Source organism: Colwellia hornerae (genome assembly GCF_007954355.1).
Classification (GTDB): domain Bacteria; phylum Pseudomonadota; class Gammaproteobacteria; order Enterobacterales; family Alteromonadaceae; genus Colwellia_A; species Colwellia_A hornerae.
Window position 1 is genome coordinate 51,361 of sequence record NZ_VOLR01000021.1, and the last position, 19,230, is coordinate 70,590.

Annotated in this window: 15 protein-coding genes; 4 read left to right on the forward strand and 11 right to left on the reverse strand. The window is 38.2% G+C overall.

Annotation, left to right across the window (positions count from 1 at the left end; genetic code table 11):
* Complete coding sequence (locus tag ESZ26_RS14515) at positions 1-705, forward strand: permease prefix domain 2-containing transporter (protein WP_146800180.1); 705 nt, start codon at positions 1-3, stop codon at positions 703-705.
* A 911-nt stretch (positions 706-1,616) separates the two neighbouring features.
* Here ESZ26_RS14515 and ESZ26_RS14520 read toward each other — a convergent pair.
* The 3 genes from ESZ26_RS14520 to ESZ26_RS14530 all read right to left on the reverse strand — a co-directional run bounded on the left by ESZ26_RS14520 (position 1,617) and on the right by ESZ26_RS14530 (position 6,218).
* Positions 1,617-2,708 carry an ACP S-malonyltransferase gene (locus ESZ26_RS14520; RefSeq protein WP_146800181.1) on the reverse strand — a complete coding sequence of 364 codons (1,092 nt, stop codon included), beginning with the start codon at positions 2,706-2,708 and terminating at the stop codon, positions 1,617-1,619.
* Positions 2,705-4,909, reverse strand: a complete 2,205-nt coding sequence (locus ESZ26_RS14525; RefSeq protein ID WP_146800182.1) for a dehydrogenase E1 component subunit alpha/beta — start codon at positions 4,907-4,909, stop codon at positions 2,705-2,707. The genes ESZ26_RS14520 and ESZ26_RS14525 overlap by 4 nt, the downstream gene beginning before the upstream one ends.
* Positions 4,910-5,024: 115 nt before the next feature.
* The gene (locus tag ESZ26_RS14530; RefSeq protein ID WP_146800183.1) at positions 5,025-6,218 is read right to left on the reverse strand and encodes an acyl-CoA dehydrogenase; all 1,194 of its coding nucleotides are present in this window, start codon (positions 6,216-6,218) and stop codon (positions 5,025-5,027) included.
* 127 nt (positions 6,219-6,345) lie between these two features.
* On the opposite strand from ESZ26_RS14530, the gene ESZ26_RS14535 reads away from it, so the two are divergent.
* The gene (locus ESZ26_RS14535) at positions 6,346-7,176 is read left to right on the forward strand and encodes a LysR family transcriptional regulator (protein WP_146800184.1); all 831 of its coding nucleotides are present in this window, start codon (positions 6,346-6,348) and stop codon (positions 7,174-7,176) included.
* Between the two features lie 294 nt (positions 7,177-7,470).
* Here the strand turns inward: ESZ26_RS14535 and ESZ26_RS14540 are convergent, their stop codons facing one another.
* The 4 genes from ESZ26_RS14540 to ESZ26_RS14555 form a co-directional block, all read right to left on the reverse strand.
* Positions 7,471-8,088, reverse strand: coding sequence for a hypothetical protein (locus ESZ26_RS14540; RefSeq protein WP_146800185.1), 618 nt, complete (start codon positions 8,086-8,088; stop codon positions 7,471-7,473).
* 121 nt (positions 8,089-8,209) lie between these two features.
* Positions 8,210-8,881, reverse strand: a complete 672-nt coding sequence (locus ESZ26_RS14545) for a type 2 periplasmic-binding domain-containing protein (protein ID WP_146800186.1) — start codon at positions 8,879-8,881, stop codon at positions 8,210-8,212.
* Between the two features lie 427 nt (positions 8,882-9,308).
* Positions 9,309-9,995 (reverse strand): single-stranded DNA-binding protein, encoded by a 687-nt coding sequence (gene ssb, locus ESZ26_RS14550; RefSeq protein ID WP_146800187.1) that lies wholly within the window; start codon positions 9,993-9,995, stop codon positions 9,309-9,311.
* Between the two features lie 178 nt (positions 9,996-10,173).
* Positions 10,174-10,572 carry an acyl-CoA thioesterase gene (locus ESZ26_RS14555; RefSeq protein ID WP_146800188.1) on the reverse strand — a complete coding sequence of 133 codons (399 nt, stop codon included), beginning with the start codon at positions 10,570-10,572 and terminating at the stop codon, positions 10,174-10,176.
* 138 nt (positions 10,573-10,710) lie between these two features.
* Between ESZ26_RS14555 and ESZ26_RS14560 the strand changes: the two genes are divergently transcribed.
* The gene (locus ESZ26_RS14560; protein WP_146800189.1) at positions 10,711-11,412 is read left to right on the forward strand and encodes a 2OG-Fe(II) oxygenase; all 702 of its coding nucleotides are present in this window, start codon (positions 10,711-10,713) and stop codon (positions 11,410-11,412) included.
* A 68-nt stretch (positions 11,413-11,480) separates the two neighbouring features.
* Here the strand turns inward: ESZ26_RS14560 and pssA are convergent, their stop codons facing one another.
* From pssA to ESZ26_RS14575, 3 genes are all read right to left on the reverse strand, one after another.
* Positions 11,481-12,809 carry a CDP-diacylglycerol--serine O-phosphatidyltransferase gene (gene pssA, locus ESZ26_RS14565; RefSeq protein ID WP_146800190.1) on the reverse strand — a complete coding sequence of 443 codons (1,329 nt, stop codon included), beginning with the start codon at positions 12,807-12,809 and terminating at the stop codon, positions 11,481-11,483.
* 73 nt (positions 12,810-12,882) lie between these two features.
* Complete coding sequence (locus ESZ26_RS14570; protein WP_146800191.1) at positions 12,883-14,835, reverse strand: methyl-accepting chemotaxis protein; 1,953 nt, start codon at positions 14,833-14,835, stop codon at positions 12,883-12,885.
* 124 nt (positions 14,836-14,959) lie between these two features.
* Positions 14,960-17,026 (reverse strand): NADPH-dependent 2,4-dienoyl-CoA reductase, encoded by a 2,067-nt coding sequence (locus tag ESZ26_RS14575; RefSeq protein WP_146800192.1) that lies wholly within the window; start codon positions 17,024-17,026, stop codon positions 14,960-14,962.
* 149 nt (positions 17,027-17,175) lie between these two features.
* On the opposite strand from ESZ26_RS14575, the gene ESZ26_RS14580 reads away from it, so the two are divergent.
* Positions 17,176-17,661 (forward strand): hypothetical protein, encoded by a 486-nt coding sequence (locus tag ESZ26_RS14580; protein ID WP_146800193.1) that lies wholly within the window; start codon positions 17,176-17,178, stop codon positions 17,659-17,661.
* Positions 17,662-17,737: 76 nt separating this feature from the next.
* On the opposite strand, the gene ESZ26_RS14585 is transcribed toward ESZ26_RS14580, so the two are convergent.
* Complete coding sequence (locus ESZ26_RS14585) at positions 17,738-19,102, reverse strand: MFS transporter (RefSeq protein WP_146800194.1); 1,365 nt, start codon at positions 19,100-19,102, stop codon at positions 17,738-17,740.
* Positions 19,103-19,230: the final 128 nt, after the last annotated feature.

A 19,230-nucleotide genomic window follows, 5' to 3' on the forward strand; every position in this document is an offset into this window, starting at 1 on the left:
ATGGACAATAAGAAATCAAATCCACCCAAATTGGCTAAGTTACTATTAAATATATCATTACCTAAACATGTCAAGGATGAAATATGTGGTGATTTAGAAGAAGAGTTTAATCTATACATATTAAAGGAAAAAGGTGATGTTATGGCAAATCGTTGGTTTTGGAGTCAGTCATTAACTACGTGTATTAGGTATTTATTTATCAAACAAAGATTACTTTCTGCTTTAACAGTTATTTTAGCTATTAGTATCTTAGCAACACTGTATGTTGCGATTACATCTCTATCATATGCCAGTAAAGAATTTTTTAATGATGATTTTTGGTATAACGGGAACATTCACTTACTTTTCTTTGAGCCTAAATTCTGGAGTTTCACATCTAATAGTATTTTTGAAAGCTTGCCTCTTATGCACTTAGTCGATTCACATTCAGCTATTTGGGCATGTTTAGCATTACTTTCTTTATTCAAATTAGATCAAAAATATCAATTTAATACATTAATATTCTCTATTTTATCTTTAGCCTTAATGCTTAGCCCATATCTTTACGGCGTTATTACTCTTCAATTATCATCGTTAAGTAATAAGGAAGTTGGACCTCTTATTGCCCTTATGTGGCTGCCTATTATGTATATGATTTTACCTATTGCTTATTTAACTGTAAAAAAACTGACAAATTCAAACAAAAACAGACCTTTAATTAGCTAAAGTTGTTTGCTCAATTAGTTAGAATCAACTGGGCCTAAATGTTTAAAATAGACGTTTAGACCTTAGTTTTGTAGCTAAGAATTAGTTTCAGGTTAGAATACCACTGACGGCTATTAGCTTAAACCTGCCCTACAAACGAGCAGTAAATTTCGGCTAGTATTACGCTGTATTTCATCATGGCTTTGCAAAGGCTTAATGTCAGCTAATGGCTCAGGCTGTGTGAAAACTATTTTGAACTTGCGTAATTCGGAAATATTAACGAAAAAAGGCTCTGAAGATTTGAATCTGTAGTAAGTTTGGTGTCAAACTACCTTTGAATTTACGTAGCGTCGCATAAAAATTGTAAGCTGAGAGTTTTCACACAGCCTGGGCTATCAGTTGACCTAAAGAATAAACAGTAGTTTACGTCAACAATGCCGACTTTCCTGACTGCAATACCAAAATATCATCACAGTAGGAAACGGACAGTTCGCGGTTGAGTAGGTCATATAAGGCGTCTTTTTTGTTGCGGAAAACTTAATAAAGTATTTATTGAAAACAGTCTAACAGAGTCTACTTTTAGCCAAAGCATCAACAGATAAACAACGTTATCAGCAGATTTGCCTGAGCGCTAAGAAAACTTAGCTTGACGTAAAATTATATTAAAGCCAGTGCTCTTCCATGTTGAATTGAAAGTATTGTCGATCTTAAGGTTTGCTTGTTCAAATAGGTCAGCCGTTAGTGATGATAAGTTTAAGATGTTTGTCGCAGAATCCATTCGATGTCTCTTTTGGTTTTTTACGTTGTCTAGTTAACCAGTATTTACCACATTGAGACATCGTCTAATTTAAAATTATTATCATTTTTTATTATATTTGAATCACGAAACTTGAGTTAGTTTTATACAAGAATGTTTAGTTGTTATTTTAAACTTATAATACGACCTTTTTACGTTGCTCTAATAATCCCATGGCGAGTATAAAAGGGTTCTCCTTTTGCTGCGCTATAAAATTAGCTTTGCTTTGTAAATTAAGCCAATGATGGCTGATCAAACTCTGCGCCACTGCACCACCTAAGGTAGCACCTGGGCCCAAAATAATAAGCTTATCGGGCGCAAACTCTTTAATGGCTACCTCGATCGCTTTTGAAAAGTTATAAGGCTCTACCACTTGTGTCTTAAGCGTGTAGTTATGTAATTGCTCAACATCGCAACTATAAGGTTGCCAAACTTTGCCTAAGCCATCAATTAACGGTATTTCAGGGGCATTAAACAGTTGTGCGGGCAATAGTTCAACCGCCCGTTTTGAAACATCACTTAGCAGCGGTGTATGAAAAGCTGCATGGTTAAATAAATTCATTGGATAACGGTCTTGCACCACAGGCAGTAACGCTTCTAACGCTTTCAAACCTGCCTTGTTACCACCAAAAATTATATAACCACCTAAATTAATCGAGACATAAACTTCACAATCTCTTTGTTGATTTGCTTGTGCTAACCATTGCATAACCTGGTGTTCTTGTTCTCGCTCAATATTCCACTCATCGTTAATGATTGGATAAATCATTTGTCCACCAATCACACCTTTTGTCATCATCGAACCCATGGTATTAATTAGCTTAATAGCTTGTTTGGGTTTTAATGCGCCAGCAACCGCTAATGCTATATACCAACCCATAGAGTTGCCAGTAACCGCGACAATATCAAACTCGTCTTTATTAATGGCTTGATAATCTGATAATGCACAAGCATAAATAAGTGCCGAAGCATTTTCACCGGCAGTATGGGTACGCATGCTGTAATTTTCCATACCATCAAGTTCAGAAACTTTCATTTGCCCTTGGCTGTCACGAAAATCATCAATTAATGAAACTATTTCTGTTTTATCACTATGAAAACGCTGTAAATACCCTAGTTCTTCTTTATTGTATGTACCTCGGCCAGGGCAAATAACTACCGCTCTTTGCTTTTTCTTATTCATGGCTTTTACTGGTGCTTTATCGGTAGTTTTTATTGACGAACTCATTGGCAAATCTCCTTCGCAGCATCGACAATATTCTTAACCGATGGTAATACCTCATAGGCTGCAGCGCCTAGAGGAATAAAGCTATCACTTGCGGTAACGCGTTTTATTTTAGGGCATTCACTTGTTTTCTCATGAATTAAAGTCACTAGCGCTTCACTAATTGAGCCCGTTTGACGACATTCATCAACAATAAGCACGTGCTCACAATCATTCACTTGCGCCAAAATACCTTTTTCATCTAATGGTGCTAACCAACGTAAATCAACAACACGTGCATCAATTCCCTGCTCTGCTAATTTTGCTTGTGCTTGGCGCGATAAATAATTGCCATTGCCATACGTTAAGATACACAGTTGTTTGCCTGAGCCAGCAACCTTAATGCCTAAATCGATACTGCTGCCTGCCAATTCAGGAGGCTGATACTCAAAGGTCCATAAACCATCACCTTCTTGGTGTAAGTCTTTCGCCATGTAAAGCGCTATTGGCTCTAAAAATATCACCATACGTTGTTGCTCTTGTGCTAAACGTACACTGGCACGCATCATTTCAACTGCATCGGCACCATTTGACGGACAAGCGATGATTAATCCTGGAATATCCCGAAAAACGGCAAAAGAGTTATCATTATGAAAATGACCACCAAAACCTTTTTGGTAAGCCAAACCCGCAATGCGGATCACCATGGGATTAGTAAATTGCCCATTTGAGAAAAACGGTAATGTCGCCGCTTCGCCACGAATTTGATCTTCAGCGTTGTGCACATAAGCTAAAAATTGAATTTCAGGGATAGGTAAAAAACCGTTGTGCGCCAAACCAATAGCGGTACCTAAAATCGTTTGCTCATCTAGCAAGGTGTTGATCACTCGGCTTTTGCCAAAACGTTCACATAACTTTGCCGTAACGTTATAAACGCCGCCTTTTTTGCCAATATCTTCACCGCACATAACAATACTGGGATATTCAGCCATTAAGTCCATCAATGCCCAGTTAATTAATTTTGCTAAATGCTGTTTTTTAGGCAGGTTATGTTTCTCATGTTTAAAAATTTCTGCGCGAGCTTTATCGCTAACTAACACTGAACTACGTGCTTTAGTCAGACTAGGTATAATGCTTGCCATTACGGCATCTGCACTGGCCAGTTTTTCTTTGCTAGCGGCATTTTCAGCAATAACTTCAATGCGCTTTTCAACGTTTTGATAAATGCCGATCAGCTCTTCAGCCGTTAAGATATTGTTTTCTAAAATAATGCGAGCGGTGTGTAATAAAGGGTCTTGAAACTCTGTTGCCGTAATGTCAGCAATATCACGGTAAACAAACTCAGCATCAGAGCCCGCATGCCCCAGAATACGCACAGTGCGGATATGTAAAAACACGGGTTTACGCAATTCTCGAGCAATTCGTTCTGCTTCTTTGGCTGTTTTATAGGTATCTAAAATATTCAAGCCATCACAATAGAGATAAGTTAAACCGGCTCTATTTTCATAATTAGCGGCGATCCAGCCTTCCGGTGTAGCCGTTGAAATACCAATACCATTATCTTCACAGACAAAAACAATTGGCATAGGAATAGACTGATAAGCCGCCCAAGCTGTGCTGTTAATTGCCCCTTGTGTGGTTGAGTGATTCGATGAAGCATCACCAAAATTACAAATAATGACGCCATCGTCTGGTATTTCACCTTTATGCGCTAAACGTTTTGCTAAAGGAATACTGTATGCAGCGCCTATCGCTTTAGGCAAATGCGACGCTATGGTGCTAGTTTGTGGCGGAATAGAGAGCGCTTTACTGCCAAGCACTTTATGACGACCGCCAGAGATAGGGTCATCTTTTGATGCCGCAAATGACAATAGCATGTCATATAAAATCGTTTGTCCTGGTACTTGCTTACTGCGCTGGATAACAAACGCGCCACTGCGATAATGCAAAAATGCCATATCTGTCGGACGAAATGCCTTGGCATAAGCAGCATTACCCTCATGACCTGAGCTACCAATAGTATAAAAACTTTGACCTTTTTTCTGCATCACACGTGATTGCAAATCAAGGTGGCGACTCATTACTTGGGTTTCAAATAGATCAATAACTTCAGCTGAACTTAATCCAACATCACTAGGAGTTAAAGTACAAGTTGATTCAGGTAAGGTTTGGGCGCGAACAAAGTTAATAAAATTTTCTTTCACCAGCTGATTACGATCAGACATGATATCTCCACTAGGAATTATTATTATTGTGTTTTAAAACTAATGCGATAGGGCTATATGAAGCATCAAAAAACGCGTAAATAAAAGGCGTATTAAATACGCCTTAATCAGTGTTTTAGTAAAATGCTTGTAAACCAGTTTGTGCTCTACCTAGTATCAGGGCATGCACATCATGAGTACCCTCATAAGTATTAACCGCTTCAAGGTTCATCATATGGCGAATAATATGATACTCATCGGCAATACCGTTACCACCGTGCATATCACGAGCCGTGCGAGCAATTTCTAATGCTTTACCACATGAATTACGTTTGATAAGCGAAATAGCTTCGGGTGCTAATTGATCCGAATCCATTAAACGCCCCACTTGTAAGCAAGCTAATAACCCCGTGGTGATATCAGTTTGCATATCGGCTAATTTTTTCTGAATTAACTGTGTTGCCGCCAAAGGACGACCAAATTGTTCACGGTCTAGTGTGTATTGTCGAGCACCATGCCAACAAAATTCTGCAGCACCTAAAGCGCCCCAAGCAATGCCATAGCGTGCTTTGTTTAAACAACCAAATGGGCCAGATAAACCTTTAACATTTGGTAACATATTATCGCTAGGTACAAAAACGTTATCCATAACGATTTCACCGGTAATGGATGCTCGTAATGAAAATTTACCTTCAATTTTTGGTGCACTTAAACCTTCCATGCCTTTTTCTAAAACAAAACCACGAATCACGCCATCAAGTTTGGCCCAAACCACAAAAATATCTGCAACGGGAGAGTTCGTGATCCACATTTTATTACCCGTAATGCGATAACCGCCATCAACCGCAGTAGCATGTGTAGTTAAGCTACCTGGATCTGAGCCTGAATTAGGCTCAGTTAAACCGAAACAACCAATGTATTCACCAGATGCTAGTTTAGGTAAATATTTCATCCGTTGCTCTTCACTGCCGTAAGCATAGATTGGATGCATAACTAAAGATGATTGCACGCTCATCGCACTACGGTAACCACTATCTACACGTTCAACTTCTCTTGCAATTAAGCCGTAAGTAACATAATTCACGCCTGCACAGCCATATTTTTCAGGTAATGTAGCGCCTAATAAGCCCAGTGCACCTAGTTCGCGCATAATTTCAACATCAAACACTTCATTTCGGTTAGCCATTAATATTCTTGGCATTAGTTTTTCTTGGCAATATTGATGAGCACTGTCACGGATCATTCGCTCCTCTTCAGACAATAAAGATTCCAATAAAAGTGGATCTTGCCATTTAAACGAGGGACGGTTTGCACTGCTTGAATGAGACATGAAATTACCTGCTAAGCTGAGAAATAATTAAGTGCAAAAATAATAAGCAAATACTAGCCAAAGTTAAAACATTATTTTCCTTTAACTGATATAGTTTAAAGCTATACCTAGGTTGGCTAAGTTTATTATGGATTTAAAATCACTCAATTATTTTATTTCAGTCTATGAGTTAAAAAGTTTTAGTGCTGCTGCAAAAGCGTGTTTTATTGCCCAGCCTTCAATATCTGCAGCAATAGCACAACTTGAGCAACAACTGAAAGTAAAACTTTTTATTCGTCATGCACGTGGTGTAACGCCTTCAGAGCAAGGTAAAAAACTATTTCCATTGGCCAAACAGCTGTTAGGGCAAGCAGGCGCAATAAAAAACGTTTTTTCAGAAAAAACCCATAAGCAACCTTTTAACTTAGGCGTTACCCGCGGCTTAGGTGTTGAACGTATGAGCTTATTATTAAAAGAATTCACCTCAGCAAACCCTTCTGTCGAACTGACTTTAGTGCCACATACTGAAAATGTTGATGCACGTATTATTCTAAAAGATGAATTACAGGAAAATGAGCAGTATATAGACATGTGGCATGAAGATTATTTACTTGCCGTACCTTATGATCATATATTTGCCCTCGAAGATACCGTCACAATTCAGCAGTTAGACGGCTTACCTTTTATTCAGCGCATGCCTTGCAGTGCTTGGGATCATCTACAAGACACTTTAGCGATCGCCGGTATTAGTCTCGACGTACGAGCAAAAATCACTACCATAGATTATGCGCTTGGCTTGATACATGCTGGTTTAGGCTGCGCATTCTTACCCGCACACAGTGAAATTATTAAACGCAGTGACGTGGTATTTAGGCCAATAGTCGGCTTACAACTCACACGAGAAATTGTATTGGCATACACAACATCATCAAAAGCCATCAATAACTTAAAGCGTTTAGCTCATAAACATGCCCATTAGACATTGCTGAAAATGGAACAGATTCCTCTGTTTTTCTAGACAGCTCACTGAACGGCGCGCCGATATAAGCTAACGTTTTGGCCAATTTTATAACAAAGTAATGAAAATTTTCCATCTAATCAGCTATGTCTTAACAGACTAATAATATTAGCATTAGCTAAAACTGATTAACCAAATCCCAGTAAATTAATTTTGGTCACCGTCGCTTTTGCCACTTTGCTGACCAAATACTTAAACTAAAAAGCAGCCTTTTAAGGACGGCTTAGTGCCAAAAGAAGACGGACTGAATGTGTTTTAATTTACTTTTTTAAATCTGAGTAAGCACGAAATTATCACTGCAATCACTATAAAAAACACTCCTATTAATTTCATTAAAAAAAGATAAATAGCACGATTCACAACTACAACTGAGGATATATCTACACTAATAATTGGAACCAACTTATCTAGCTCATCGCTGGCTGTTTTATTAAGTATGATTAACTGTAGATCTAAATCTGACTTACTGTGAAAAAAATCAAGAGTCACCCCAATTCTATCTCTAGATATACTCGCCTCAACAATATTTTTCACTTCACCAGAGGCAATAATTCCTTCGCTAGAAGATAACTGCCAGCCCACGTTCAAGTTCTTAAGATGCTCCTTACATGCCAAAGTAGGGGTAGTTGTGCAGACTAGTTCTCCATTATTCATCACACGGTTAAAACCAAGAGATATCTGATAATGATTATTAAACCTTGTACTGAATACAAACTTACTTTCGCCAATTTGAGCTAAATTTAACGACTTGTTCAATGAGGCTTCATCCCAATATGCATGAATGGAAAGTATCGCCCCAACGGTTAGAATAATAAAAATCCATAAAGTCTTTTCAATATTTTTTAAATTAAAGATATGCAAAATTTCATTCAATCCCTTGTAAACCTTTCCATGACTGCTGTTCGCTCTTTAGAGACTGAAAGCATAAGATAAATCATCACCTTACGTCAAACTCTCCCCATACGGAAATTCAGTGTAAAAAGCGGTCTAATGCTTACTGGTTTTGCTGGTGATAAAAGTAAAGCATATCTTGTCTTAGTTTTGCGGCATCGATATTCTTCGATGCAAAAACTTCATCTAATTTTATTTTAGTCTTTTCGTCAAAATAATCGTATGTAGCAACAGTAAAATACCTACCACCTAACTTGAAAGCATCATCTACAGGAAGAGATGTTTCTATTTTAGAAATTAATGATAAGTGCGCACCAATAGAATATTCAATGAATTGTTTGGCTTCTTTAACTGCTACACCTGATAAGGACTTATCAACATTTAGTCTCCACCCTTGTTCCGTATTTTCAAATGTCAGTGTATTCCCTTCAACATCCTTTAAAGTAAATTGCGTGTTACTTGTTGATTTTAAATTATAATCACTTAGATCGATAGAAGAGGTGTTGAACTTAAAAGCATCGTTGAACTCAATAAAAGCTTCTTCACCGTATGTGGAAACATATAAAGCTGAAAACTCTTTGTTAAGAACCATTAATTTCAAAGTATTCGCTAATAACTGTCTCGCTTCAGTTGTTCCTTTTAGCATGTTTATGCATGATGAGTAGGGTTTTTCTAGGCAAGCAGATTTGAATTGATTGAGGACTTTTAGGTAATCGTCATTTGCTTGTGTGTACGGAGAAAGGATTACCAGTAAAGTGATGATAAACCGAATCATATAAATTCCTTTTTGCTATTGCTATTCAACATGTATTGACTGACCGCCTATCGCTCTAAGAAGACATTAAGTTTTTCAACCCGTTATGTCCACTAAGCGCTCGCAGAATACGTTAACACAGTTATTTCATGATGTGTTTCGAATTATTATTAAGGTTCAATTATGGCAGTTGAAGACAGGTTCCAACTTTATTTGGAGTGTTTTTTTAATAGATAAAGCTTACTGCAACATTTGTTTCTATCTTTATTCACAAAAGCACATTTGTACTCAACGGCATAAGTAGGCTTGAATAGGATTTTTGTTTTGATCTTTATTTAGCTTCTACAACAATAATAAAAATTTTAGGCTAAAAACAAAAAACCCAACAGTTACGTTGGGTTTGATTGAGTTCTAGTATCTAAATTGACACTTTAATATTATACGTTTCCTAAAACGGGATATCATCATCAAAATCAATCGTTGGCTCTTGAGGGTTAACTTTAGGAGCAGATTGCTTTTGTTGTTGTCCTTGATTTGCAAAGCCACCTTGCTGCTGTGGTGCTTGCTGTGAATAACCACCTTGCTGCTGTGGTGCATTGAAGCCACCTTGCTGCTGCTGTGCTGGTTTATAAGCGGGTTGCTGGCTTTGTTGTGGCGCTTGCTGAGAGTAGCCGCCTTGTTGCTGTGGTGCTTGTTGTGGTGCCTGCTGTGATGATTGCCCAGAAAATCCACCCTGCTGCTGTGAGGATTGACCAGAGAAACCAGGTGACTGACCACCAGAACCTTGACCACGCGAGTCAAGCATTTGCATAGAACCATTAAAGCCTTGTACAACAATTTCAGTGGTGTACTGATCTTGGCCTTGTTGGTTTGCCCACTTACGTGTTTGTAATGAACCTTCGATATAAACTTTCGAACCTTTTTTAAGGTATTCGCCAGCAATTTCAGCTAATTTTCCAAACATAACAACACGATGCCATTCTGTTTTTTCTTTCTGCTCGCCAGTTTGCTTATCTTTCCAGGTTTCAGAAGTTGCAATAGTAAGATTAGCAACGCCGCCACCGTTAGGCATAAAACGTACTTCTGGGTCTTTACCTAAATTACCTAAAATGATTACTTTATTAACACCGGCCATGAAAAAATCCTATCTTTGTGCGTAAATATTTTATTTACTGATTTACGTTATCGACAAACATAAATTAATTCATCGATGCAATTTTAAAAAGTGGCAATTATTCTATCACTGTGAGTAAAAAATTTCTTTGAGTTTCAGTGCATTTTTAAGTTTATTTTTTGATTATTTTAAACAGACATTATTCTTCTGTAAAAAGGTGAGCTTTCATTTCTATTTTTATCTGCTCAGGTATTTTTAAAGACGATTGATTTTCAAAACAAAAGTGAACCATAACTGCAGTACCTGACGCACATTTTGTGCTTTTTTGCCACGCTTCTTGGTAGACAGTAAACGATGATCCACCTATACGACCTATATAGGTGCGTATTTCAATTTCTTCACCATAGTAAAGCTGAGCATGGAATTCCACATCAATTTTAGCCAGAATTAACTGCCAATTTTTTGTATCTAACGCAGGCATAAAAAATCGAAAGACCGGATCTCTCGCTCCTTCAAACCACACCGGTAACAAGGTGTTGTTTATATGGCCTAGCGCATCGGTATCGCTAAATCTTGGCATTAATTTTTCACTGAACATAAACGTTTCCCACAGATTTTAAGTGATGTTATTTTACATACTTTTTCATTGTGGTGAAGTGTACAAGCGAAGTTAATAGAATATAAGCTACTGCTATGGTATTTTCATTGCCAATATTTATTGAAGCTTATCAAAACTATGACTGATTTTATTGAACTATACCCCAACGCCCTTTCTCAAGAGTTTTGTAAAAAATTCATTGATGATTTTGAAGGGAGTCCACATAAAAACCAAGGACGTACCGGAGGTGGTGTCGATACCAGTAAAAAAATTAGCCAGGATATTTATTTAAATCAGCATGCTGAATTTCAACCCGCACTGGAAACTATTTTACAGGCCTGCATCACTCATATCACTGAGTATGTTAACAAATACTACTTTAGCTTGATCAGCAGTATTTCTTTAACCGTACAGCACCCCGTAACAAAGCAACCCGTACAACTTACCGCTGATAATTTTGAAGAGGTAGGTCGGCCTAATTTGGTCAATTTAATACAATATTTATTTAGGCTCGCACCAATTAATGCCCAAAAGTATTTACAGGGTAAAGGCAATTATAATTATTGGCATTCTGAAATATTTCCACAGCTTGGTGATAATAATGCCTTGCACAGAAACTTGCTTTTTCTTATTTATTTAAATGATGTCGAAGAAGGTGGTGAAACTGATTTTTTCTATCAAGAAAAAAGTGTTAGGCCAAAAGCTGGCACTATGGTGATTGCTCCTTGTGGCTTCACTCACACTCACAGAGGCAATGTACCGGTATCGTCCGACAAGTATGTGTTAACTTCATGGATGCTATTTAATCCCGCAGATAAAATTTACACCCCACAACCTTAGCAAGTTCATAGCCGTTTCACTTCATCATGCCGATTACATACTGAAGTGAGCGACTATCATCAATTTACTTATAAAAATAGTTTCAATAAACGGTCTATTTGAGCCATTCTTAATTTTTTTAACAATTTTTTAGGTTTTTCTGGGTATTGATCTTGGGATTCGAGTTGCAAGTAACTGGTAATTAATTGCGTATGTTGATTAATAACGGTGAGTTCTTCTGTGAGCGTAGGCAATAATTTTTGCTTGGCATCATCAATTAATAAACCATTTTCTAGATCTAAGCCCCAAGCCCGTGGGTTAAGATTATTGCCGGTCAAGATATGCCAGCGCTCATCAGCAACTATGCCTTTCAAATGAAAACTATTACTTTCGTGTTGCCATAAGCGAACGTTCAATAGCTTGCTATCAATGTATTTTTGTTGTCTTTTCAAAAATGCTTTTAATAACGTTTCATAAATATAAGGAATAATACCTATCGTCGAAAACTTATCTTCATCCGCAATAAAAAAGTCGTTAGCTTTTTTATCACCAATAATAATAGTGACTTCAACGCCACGCTTTAGCGCTGAGCGTAGATCTCGCATAACCGGTTTTGGTAAATTAAAATAGGGCGTAAAAATGAGTAAATTTTTCTTTGATAAGCGAATAGTTTCACGTATCTGTTGATTAAGTTGGTTTTTTCTGCGGCCAAAACCAATCAGCGGCACAACAGATAACTCTTCTGCTGAAGATTCAGGCTGTTGAGCATAAAAGTTAAAACGTACTGTTTTTAATAGCGCTTTTAGCTTAGATATTTTATTTTTTATTTGTAATTTATTGGGTAAAGTCGCCACATTTAATTGCGGTGCAAATTCACTTTTAACAAAGGTTTGTTGAAGGAATTGACAAAAACTTTCGCACAACGCTGGTGATTGAATTTGATAATAACGGTCTAAACGATATTTTTCATCTTGGTGCAAATAAATATCATTAATACTTGCCCCTGTATAAAGTAAAGTATTATCGAAAATCATACCTTTAAAATGCCAAACGCCCATCAACTCTTTACGTTTAACCGGCACACCGTAAACGGCAATACTTTCACTGTATTGTGAGGCGACTTCAAGATAAAAATCACGATTACCTTGCCCTGATTTATCACCAATTAAGCCCCTTTGCGCGCGATGAAAATCAACAAACACTTTAATATCTAAATGAGGGTTACCTTGCTTTGCTTTATGTAGTGCATGTAACACTTGCTGACCAGCCGCATCATTTTGTAAATATAATGCAGTGATATAAATACGTGATTGCGCACTTTCGATTAATCGAATTAAGGCCGTAGCATATTGTTTTGCGCTTGACAGCACAGTAATATTTTCAGCTAAAAGAGGAATACCCGCTAATACTTTATTCATTCAGGAAATCCACTTAATTTATGAACACATTGGTTTAACGGGCAATAATACCTTATTTGTTCAAACAGTCACTTTATTTCGATAAGTCATCGAGTTTAAATTGCGACAGTTGCTGAGTAAGGTGGTCGGCCAGTGTTAATAAGTTTTCACCTGCGCCAGCTGCATCTTTTGCTGATTGCATCACTAAGTCTGCGTCTTGGGCAATACTTTGGGTATTTTTTGCCATTTCTTTAACCATAACACCTTGTTGATTAACCGCAGTTGATATTTGCAAGGTTGCACCAACAATTTCGTCAACATTATGGGTAACTTCTGTAAAAGTGGTTTTGACCAGCGTTGTTTTCTCAACACCTTGTTTAGCCATAACAACACCTTGATGCATAGCTTCAACAGAGCGACTGGTGCCTGATTGCAACAAGGCAATAATACGTTGAATTTCGGCGGTAGAATCTTGAGTACGACTGGCTAACGTTCTAACCTCGTCAGCAACAACAGCAAAACCACGCCCTTGCTCTCCAGCACGAGCCGCTTCAATAGCGGCATTAAGTGCCAGCAAATTGGTTTGATCGGCTATTTCTTTTATGACGTTAACAAACTGACCAATGTCATGACTATACCCTGCCAATTCATCAATAATGCCTGCCGACGTATTAACCTCCTCTGAAATATTATTAATGGCTTGTGCCGTGTCACTGATAATATTACGGCCTTGATTAGCGTGCTCGCTGGTTTGTTCAGTTAATTGCAGTGTCGCCGCCGTATTGTCGAAAATCACCTGTGCAGAACCACTGACTTCATTAATAGACTGCACGACATTGTGTGTATTGAGCTGTTGTTGGGCAATACTCTTTTTCATATGATCGGTAAGTTGATGAATATTGTTTGCTGATGCGCGTAATTTACTAATGTCATCACTAAAGATAGCAAGTAACTGATGTATTTTTCTTTGCATTTGACTGAAGTTTTTAGCAATATCACCCAGTTCGTCAGCAGCGTTAATCCTTAACTTTTGAGAAAAATTGCCGCTACCTAAATGCTCGGCAGCTTGGTTTATCGCGTTAACATTATGAATTAATGAATAATAAATCCCCATCAGTAAATAACCGATCACCACAATAACAACCATTAATACTATCGCTAAAATCCAAAGCGTTTGCTTACTCTTATTCGTTAGCGTATGAATTCTTGTTAATAGCAGACTATCACTGGTTTTTAATAAGCTTTCCGTTAATTGATAAACAGTACCGGCTAACTGAGTGTTTTGCTGTTGATTTAACGATATTCTATCTGGGTCAATCATTTGTTGATGTAACGTTTGCTGATATTTATCAAGTTGCAGATTAAAATCAACGTGTTTAGGTAAATACCGCGATAATTCATCATGAGCAACACGCTTAAGCTGAAGGGTAGTTTTATCGAGTTGTACTTGTAATTCATCCAGGCGCTTATCAAGCGCGACAACTAAGGTGTAATTTTCTGCATCAAAGCCATTGCTAATAATTTGAGCACTGATTGATTCAGTCCTTTTTAAATATTCTAATAAGGCGGGAATTCGTTGGCTACTTGCCTCAGCTAAATAAAAGGCTATCGCATCATTTTCTCTGGATAAGCCACTCAAAGCAGCAAGGCGTTCTCGAATCGATAAGCTTTGCTCGTAAATCGTTTGGTAACCTTCTGTTTGAAAAGTGTCTTTATTGTCGAGTAAGCTTTGCCAAGCCTGTAGTAATCCAGAGCTTGAAATATCAGTAGGTAAAGTTAATTGTGAAATTTTATTGGTAACAGCACTCGAGTGAACTTGCTGAAGGCGACTATCGGCTATCGCTTGCTCTAGTGTTACAGCTTGCTGTATTTGTGTTAGCCCAATTAATTGCTCTTCATGCTGGGTTATCAAAGCACTTTGCTCTTGAACTATCCACCATGATCCCAGGAAAACAGGCAGAAAAAACATACCGGCTAAAAGGATAAATTTCGCTTTAAAACGTAAAGCATTAGAAAGTGAGATTGCAGGTTTAAGAAATGCAGACATAATTACTCTTATTTTTATAGGTCAACGTTATGCGAATGTAGCTAAGCATAACAGTTGACCATAAAGGGAGTTGCTTTCTTTCAATTATTATTTATATCTTCCACCCGTCGGCAAACACTTAATATTAAATAACAGCTGCCAGCTCCGCTGCTTGGCGGATCGCTCTTTTCGCATCTAATTCAGCAGCCACTTTAGCGCCACCAATTAAGTGTAGTCCTTGTTCCGCGCCTTTGATGCTTTCTAATTTATGGTATAAACCACGTTGTGATTCTTGCCCAGCACAAATAATAACATGATCAACATCTAGCACTTGTTGTATACCGTCAATTTCAATGGTTAAACCCGCATCGTCTATTTTCTTATAACTGACCCCGGCTAACATTTTTACGCCATTGTTTTTTAAGGTCGCTCTGTGGATCCAACCGGTTGTTTTTCCTAGGCCTGCACCGACCTTAGTCGACTTCCTTTGTAATAGGTGAATATTTCGTGATGTTTTTTCATTAGGCTCCCCTGCCGACTTGTCCAGCAAAGCGCCATTACTTTGATAGCTTTGATCTACGCCCCAGCTCTTTAACCATTTTTCTTTATTATTCACTAGCGGACTTTCTTCATGCTCTTCAGCTAAGTAGACCGCAACATCAAAGCCGATACCACCAGCGCCAATAATGGCAACATTTTGGCCTATCGGTTGTTTATCACGTAATACATCTAAATAGTTTTTTACTTTTTCATGCTCAATACCTTCTATATCGAGTTTTCTTGGTAAAATGCCCGTTGCAACGACTATTTCATCAAAGCCAGCTTGTACTAATGTTTCGGCAGTTGCTTCGGTGGATAAATGCAATTTAATATCAAGTAAGCTAATTTGCTTATTAAAATACCTAATCGTTTCATAAAACTCTTCTTTGCCCGGTACTTGCTTAGCAAAGTTAAACTGACCACCAATTTCGCTAGCACGGTCAAAAATTTCAATTTTATGGCCTCGTTGTGCCGCATAGACACTAAAGGCTAAACCAGCAGGACCTGCGCCAACGACAGCTATCCGTTTATTTTTTGTCGCTTTAGCAAAGGTCAGTTCCGTTTCATAACACGCCGTAGGGTTAACTAAACAAGAAGCCCGTTGTTGCTGAAAAACATGGTCTAAACACGCTTGGTTACAACCGATACAGGTGTTAATTTCATCACTTTTATTTTCCATCGCTTTTTGAACAAATTCCGCATCCGCTAAAAATGGTCGCGCCATTGATACCATGTCGGCTTGCCCTGATGATAAAACTTCTTCAGCGATCTCAGGGGTATTTATGCGGTTAGTTGCCACCAAAGGGATAGAAACTTCTTGCTTCATTTTCTCGGTGATCCAAGTAAATGCAGCACGAGGCACTGAAGTAGTAATTGTTGGTATGCGGGCTTCATGCCAACCAATACCGGTATTAATTAATGTCGCGCCAGCCGCTTCAACAGCTTTTGCCATGGTGACTACGTCTGCCCAACTGTTACCGCCGTCAACTAGATCTAGCATCGATAAGCGGAAAATAAGGATAAACTCTTTACCCACTTTTTCTCTTACCGCTTTTATGATTTCAATGGCTAAACGCATACGGTTTTCAACGCATCCCCCCCACTCATCAGTTCTTTTATTAACACGGACACATGAAAATTGATTAAGTAAATAACCTTCAGAACCCATAATTTCAACGCCATCATAACCCGCTCTTTTTGCTAATAAAGCCGAATAAGCAAAGTCTTTAATGGTGCCTTTAATTTGACGAACTGACATCGCAGATGGTGTAAAAGGGTTTATCGGTGACTTTACTTTACTTGGCGCAAAGCTAAATGGATGATAAGAATAACGACCAGCGTGCAACAACTGCAAACAAATTTTTGTTGGATATTGATGAACCGCGTCAGTAATTTTTTTATGCTTAGCAACGTGCCAAAATTTACTGAGCTCACAACCCATAGGCGTTAAACGCCCGCGTGCGTTTGGGCTAATACCACCGGTAACAATTAAGCCAACACCACCTTTAGCTCGTGCTTGATAAAAGGCGGCCAACTTATCAAAGCCACCTTTTTCTTCTTCAAGCCCAGTGTGCATTGAGCCCATCAGAGTACGATTTGCTAAGGTGGTAAAACCCAAATCTAATGGGGCTAATAAGTTAGGAAAGGCGCTATTGGCTGTGTTAGTTGTCATAGTAGTTCACTTTTTCGGGATTATTTTTATGGTCAAACCAGTTATTATCATTATAAAGTAGACGTTTATAACGATAAATTCAAGTACTATTTTGACAGCTGTCAGATCAAAAATATATTTACTAAAAATTTCAAGCTAGTATGCTGAGTATGATGAAAAAACAGAAAATAATTAACGATATCCTTGCTTATTTATCAGCAGAGTTATTCGCGATAAAAACGGCAGCAAATAATGCTCATTTAGCCGCCACTGATGATCAGTCAGTAGCAGAAACGCAATACGACACACTTGCCATAGAGGCAAGTTATTTAGCTGAAGGACAATCTCGACGGGTCCATGATATTCAACAAGCCGAACAAGCGATTGAACAATTTGTTATTCACGACTTTGATAAGAAAATGCCGATCTCTTTAGGCGCCTTAGTACAAATAACACAAGAAAAATGCGGAGATAAATGGTTTTTTATTGCGCCGGCAGCAGGAGGTTTTCGAGGTGTATTAAATAGAAAACCCTATACCGTTATTACACCAAACTCACCGATGGCAATGGCATTAATGGGTAAGTTTATTGATGATGACGTTGCGTTACTAATCGGCACTAATAAACAATACCACGAGGTCATTGCCGTGTATTAATAGCTAGAGGTTAAACGATTTTTAGCTGCTGAACTTGCCTACATGGATGCAAGCAAGTTCAGGGTAAGCTTTATGACTAGGGATTCAAGGCCGCTTTGATATCAGCCAAGTTCACTACTTTCTCATCAACCTTGAGGTAAACTACCGATTCTTCTTGCACCAATATCGCTTCAATAACCCCAGGTAACTCAATTAATTTTTCCGCGACTTCATTGGCTTTTTCTTCACAATCAATACTTGTCGTAAAGGTATAACTTTTTGATTTTTGCAGTGGTTTCATGCTTATTGCACCGAAAAACCATAATAAAGTGATCAAGGACATGACTAAAAATATCGCTTGTTCTCCAAATTGGCTGGCAATGATACCGCCAATAATACCACCGGTAAAAGCACCTAAAAATTGACTACTAGAGTAAATGCCCATTACGCTGCCTTTTACGCCAGCAGGGGCAATGCGTGACAAAATAGACGGCATGGTTGCTTCTAAATAATTAAAGGCAGTAAAAAACATCACCACCAATAACACTAACGTCCAAAAACCAAGCGGTAAATACCACAACAGCAGTAACGCAGCTGCCAGTAATAAAATAGCCGCCGAAAACATCTGTTTTTCTTTTTGCTTTTTAATCGCAATGATCATAAAAGGTACCATCAAAAAGAAAGAGCCTAACAATGCAGGTAAATACAATTGCCAATGCTGCTCTAGCGCTAAACCACTAGCAACAAACTGTTTAGGTAAAGTAATGAAACAAGCCGTTAAGGCCATATGAAGAATAAATACCCCCCAATTTAAACGCGACAGTTCAGGGTTACGAATCAGCTTACTGAGTTGCTCTGGTAAGGCGACACTATCGCCCTTGGGCGCTTTATTTACTGAATTTGGTACCATGAACTGAATCATAACCATGGCTAAAATGGTTAATATTGCGGTAAACCAAAACAAACCACTAAGACCAAACGCTTGCGCTACTATAGGGCCAAAAACCATAGCGAGAGTAAATGATAAGCCAATAAACATACCAATAGTTGCCATCACTTTCGGTCGTTGTTCTTCTCGACTCAAATCTGCGGCCAATGCTAATACCGCACTGGCAATAGCGCCGGTTCCTTGTAATGCACGGCCAAAAACAACACCATAAATCGTGTCAGACATCGCAGCGACAACACTACCCAAAAAGAAAATAACTAAGCCAATTAAAATAATCGGTTTTCTGCCGTATTTATCAGACAATATCCCCATAGGTATTTGTAGCATGGCTTGAGTTAGGCCATATGCTCCAATGGCTAAGCCTATCCAAATAGGACTAAAGCCGATCAGTTGTTCGCCATAAATAGCAAATACTGGCAAAATCATAAAAAGCCCAAGCATACGTAAGCCAAAAACGGCGGCTAAAGAAAATGCGGCTTTTTTCTCAATACTGTTTAAACCTGTCGTACTCATGGGGCTCTCTATCTAACGTGTCATAAAAAAGCGAAAATTCGCGCTATAGTAGCACGACAAAGTCCTGAACAAAAACAGAGATTATTACTGATTATTGCCAAGTAATTATGCAATAATCCTTGGTTCAA